Raw genomic sequence first — 4,005 nt, 5'->3', positions numbered from 1 at the left:
GCGTGGACGACACGACGGCGGCCTGGACGCCGTCTGGCGGCGTGGTGAGCGTGGTGTCCACGGTCCAGGTGCGGGTCCGGCTCATGGCGGTCCGGATCGCCGGGTCCCGGACGAACTCCGTGGGGTCGGCGACCGTGGCCGTGACCGTGTGCGTGCCCGCGGCCAGGCCCAGCGTGCGCAGGTCGAGGACGTCGGCGTCGCCGGGCAGGTTCTTGCCGTCCACGGCCCAGGTGGTGGTCAGCGAGTGCCCCACCGGGCGCATCGGCTCGACCCAGAGCACCCGGTCGGCCCCGACGGGCGCGGCGGTGGGCGTGGAGTCCTGGATCAGCGTGGTCTTGGCGGTGATGCGCTGGGTCATGACCTCGCGGCTGACCTGGTCGAAGTAGTAGCCGAGGGTCTTCATCATGGAGTGCCTGCTCGGCCGCCACACGCCGCTCGTGTAGTACAGGCCGCCCTCGTAGCGGGCGATCGGGCCGCCGGACTCGCTGTCCTCGCCCAGCCACCGCCACCACTTCCGGCGCTGGTCGAGCATCTGCTGCTCGGTCAGCAGGCTGTGGTGCGCGCTGGAGGGCTCGGAGCCGCCGTAGGTCCCGCCGGGGACGCCGCGCTGGTAGTAGTCGTACTCGTCCTGCAGGCCGCCCAGGGAGTGGCCGAGCTCGTGCGGGCTGATCAGGGCGGACATGGAGTTGCTGCCCGAGGCGGTGGCGTAGCTGCCGCCCGCGCCGCCGTAGGTGCCGCTGTTGGCCAGGGCGAGGATCTGCCGGTTGCCCGACGTCGTCCCGGTGACCAGGTTCGCGAACCGGGTGGCGGCGGAGTTGTCCATGGTGATCAGTCGCTGCACGCTGCCGGGGTTGCAGCCGCCCCAGAAGCCCATGCTCAGCGGGGTGGTACGGCGGGGCGCGTCCAGGCCGGGGTCGCAGCTCACGCCGGACTCGCCCGAGACGATGTCGATCCGGTAGACGTTGATGTAGTCGCGGTAGGTCTTGAACGGCTCGATCGACCACATCACGTTGAGGTGCCGGTCCACGTCGGCCCGGAACTTCGCCTGCTCGGCCTCGGTGTAGCCGTCGCCCATGACGATCAGGTTGAACCGCTTGGCCGGGGCGCCGGTGACCTGGACCGGCACGACCGTGGCCGCGCCGGGCCCGTCGGCGGCCGCCGACGCATGGGCGGATGGGACATATAGGACGGCGGCGGCCAGTACCAGGGCCGCGAATCTACGCATGTCATGCACTATCGGCCCGATGGATCCGGCAGTCTCATCCCATAAGGGCATAACTCCGGAGTGATAGCTTCTGCGGGATGCAGCTCGAACTGAGACATCTCAGGACGCTGCGCGCCATCGCCGACCACGGCAGTGTGACCAGGGCCGCGGCGGCGCTCGGCGTCTCCCAGCCCGCGCTCACCGCCCAGCTCGGCCGGATCGAGCGCCTGCTCGGCGGGGCGGTCTTCACCCGCGACCACCGCGGCGTGGCGGCCACCGCGTTCGGGGAGTTCGTGCTGGCCAGGGCGCGGGTGGTGCTCGCCGGGGTGGACGACCTGCTGGCGGCGGGGCCGTACGAGCTGGCCGGGCAGGCGATCCGGGTGGGCGGCTTCGAGAACCCCGTCGTGGTGCCCCTCGTCGCGAACCTGGCGGGCGCGCTGCCCGAGGCCCGGATCACGCTGCAGACCGAGCACTACGTCCGGGTGCTGGTGGACATGGTGGCCAACGGGCGGCTCGACGTGGCGCTGGTGGCCGACTACCCCGACCACGAGCTGCGGCTCGGCCCGGCCATGGGGATGGGCGTGGTGGCGGTCGAGCCGGTGTTCGTGGCGCTGCCCGCCGCCCATCCGCTGGCCGGGCGTGCCGAGGTGGAGCTGGCCGAGCTGGCGGGCGAGCCGTGGGTGCTGCCGCCGCCCGACGGGATGGGCTGGCCGGAGCACCTGCTGGAGGCGTGCCGGCGGGCCGGGTTCACGCCGCGCGGGCGGTACCAGCTCGTGGAGGCCGGGGTGCGGCGGGAGCTGATCGCGGCCGGGCACGCGGTGTCGGCCTGCCAGGCGCTCTACGACCCGGGCGAGCGGGTGTCGGTGCTGCCGCTGCGCGGGAACCCGCTGTGGATGCGTCAGGTGCTCATCTGGCGGTCGTCGTTCGCCGCGCACGCGCCGGCGCTGCTGGAGAGCGCCCGGGCGGCCCACGCCGCCGTGGCGGCCCGCAGCCCGGTCTACACCGCCTGGACCGCCCGCTACGGCCGCCCGCCCCTGCCCTCCTGACCCCACCCCTCCCATCGCCGCTCCGGCACGCCGGAGGGGCGCGGGGGCTTGCTCATTTCCGGGGACGTGACACAATCTCATTGGGTGATGAATTATGACTTGTGTGATAGCCGGAGGCGGTCCCGCCGGGGCCGTGCTCGGACTGCTGCTGGCCAGGGCCGGCGTCGAGGTCACGCTGCTGGAGAAGCACGCCGACTTCCTGCGTGACTTCCGCGGCGACACGATCCACCCCTCCACCCTGCGCGTGCTGGCCGAGCTCGGCCTGGCGGAGGACTTCCTGAAGCTGCCCCACCGCAAGGCCCACGAGCTGCGGCTGGTGACCGACACCGGCGACATCAGGCTCGCCAGCCTGCGCGGCCTGCCGGGCGGCTACGACTACATCGCGTTCGTGCCCCAGTGGGACTTCCTCAAGCTGGTCACCACGGCCGCGAGCGCGTACCCGAACTTCCGGCTGCTGATGAACGCCGAGGCCCACGACCTGATCCGCGAGGGCGGGGCCGTGCGCGGGGTGCGTTACCGCGACCCGTCCGGCGAGCACGAGCTGCGGGCCACGCTGACCGTGGCGGCCGACGGGCGGCACTCGGCGCTGCGCGCCCGCGCCGGCCTGGTCCCGCAGGACCTGCACGCGCCGATGGACGTGGTCTGGTTCCGCCTGCCCCGGCACGACGACGACCCCGACGACACGTTCCTGCGCATCTCCAGCGGCCACATGATGGTCGCCATCAACCGGGAGACCTACTGGCAGCTCGCCTACCTGATCCCCAAGGGCGGCTTCGGGCGGCTGACCGGGCAGGGCATCGACGCCCTCAGGCGCCCGGTGGCCACGCTGCTGCCGTACCTGGCCGACCGGGTCGGGCAGATCGAGGGCTTCGACGACGTCAGCGTGCTCACGGTCGCGCTCAACCGGCTGCGCCGCTGGCACCGCCCGGGGTTCCTGTGCATCGGGGACGCCGCGCACGCCATGTCGCCGGTGTTCGGGGTGGGCATCAACCTGGCCGTCCAGGACGCGGTGGCCGCCGCCAACCTGCTGGCCGCGCCGCTCGCCGCGGGCCTGCCGATCCCGGAGTCCGTCCTGCACCGGCTGCAACGACGGCGCATGCTGCCCACGCGGGTCACCCAGGCGGCCCAGCGCCTGGTGCAGAACCAGGTGATCACACCGGCGCTGGGGCGGCGGTTCGACGCGTCCAGGATGCCGCGTGACCTCACCAGAATTCCGCTGTTCAACCGGCTGCCGCGGCGTTTCATCGGCCTCGGGGTGCTGCCTGAGCATGTGAAGTCTCCCGAAAGCTGATAAATGCATTCTCACAACGTGGACAAGAGGGTCGGTGGGGCCGGGTCAGTGGAATACCCTCGTATCTCGTGAGCAGCAATCTCGTGGATCTCGATTCCTGGCGAGCCCTCCCCGCGGCCCAGCAGCCCGACTGGCCCGATCGCGGTGAGCTCGACAAGGTCGTCGCCGAGCTCGGCGGCCTGCCCCCGCTCGTCTTCGCCGGCGAGTGCGACCAGCTCAAGAGGCAGCTGGCGGCCGTCTCGCGCGGAGAGGCGTTCGTCCTGCAGGGCGGCGACTGCGCCGAGACCTTCTCCGGCGCGACCGCCGACAACGTGCGCAACAAGCTCAAGACGTTGCTGCAGATGGCGATCGTGCTGACCTACGCGGCGAAGGTGCCGGTCGTGAAGATCGGCCGGGTGGCGGGCCAGTTCGCCAAGCCGCGGTCGAAGGGCACCGAGATCCGCGACGGCGTGGAGCTGCCGGCC

The 4,005-nt window shown here is 72.1% G+C and carries 4 protein-coding genes; 3 read left to right on the top strand and 1 reads right to left on the bottom strand.

Annotated elements, in window-relative coordinates:
- A partial coding sequence (locus tag ACWCSD_RS49200) for a M64 family metallopeptidase (protein WP_449926194.1) occupies nucleotides 1-1,225 on the bottom strand: 1,225 nt, incomplete at its 3' end.
- Between the two features lie 77 nt (nucleotides 1,226-1,302).
- Between ACWCSD_RS49200 and ACWCSD_RS49195 the strand changes: the two genes are divergently transcribed.
- The 3 genes from ACWCSD_RS49195 to ACWCSD_RS49185 form a co-directional block, all read left to right on the top strand.
- On the top strand, nucleotides 1,303-2,250 hold the full coding sequence (locus ACWCSD_RS49195) for a LysR family transcriptional regulator (RefSeq protein WP_387645042.1): 948 nt from the start codon (nucleotides 1,303-1,305) through the stop codon (nucleotides 2,248-2,250).
- A 94-nt stretch (nucleotides 2,251-2,344) separates the two neighbouring features.
- Nucleotides 2,345-3,541, top strand: coding sequence for an FAD-dependent oxidoreductase (locus ACWCSD_RS49190; protein ID WP_449926190.1), 1,197 nt, complete (start codon nucleotides 2,345-2,347; stop codon nucleotides 3,539-3,541).
- Between the two features lie 68 nt (nucleotides 3,542-3,609).
- Nucleotides 3,610-4,005: 3-deoxy-7-phosphoheptulonate synthase (locus tag ACWCSD_RS49185; RefSeq protein ID WP_449926187.1), on the top strand; the 396-nt coding region annotated here is incomplete at its 3' end.

Source organism: Nonomuraea sp. NPDC001684, from assembly GCF_053596515.1.
Note: the sequence above shows the minus strand (reverse complement) of the source record. Positions and strands in the feature narration are given on the sequence as shown.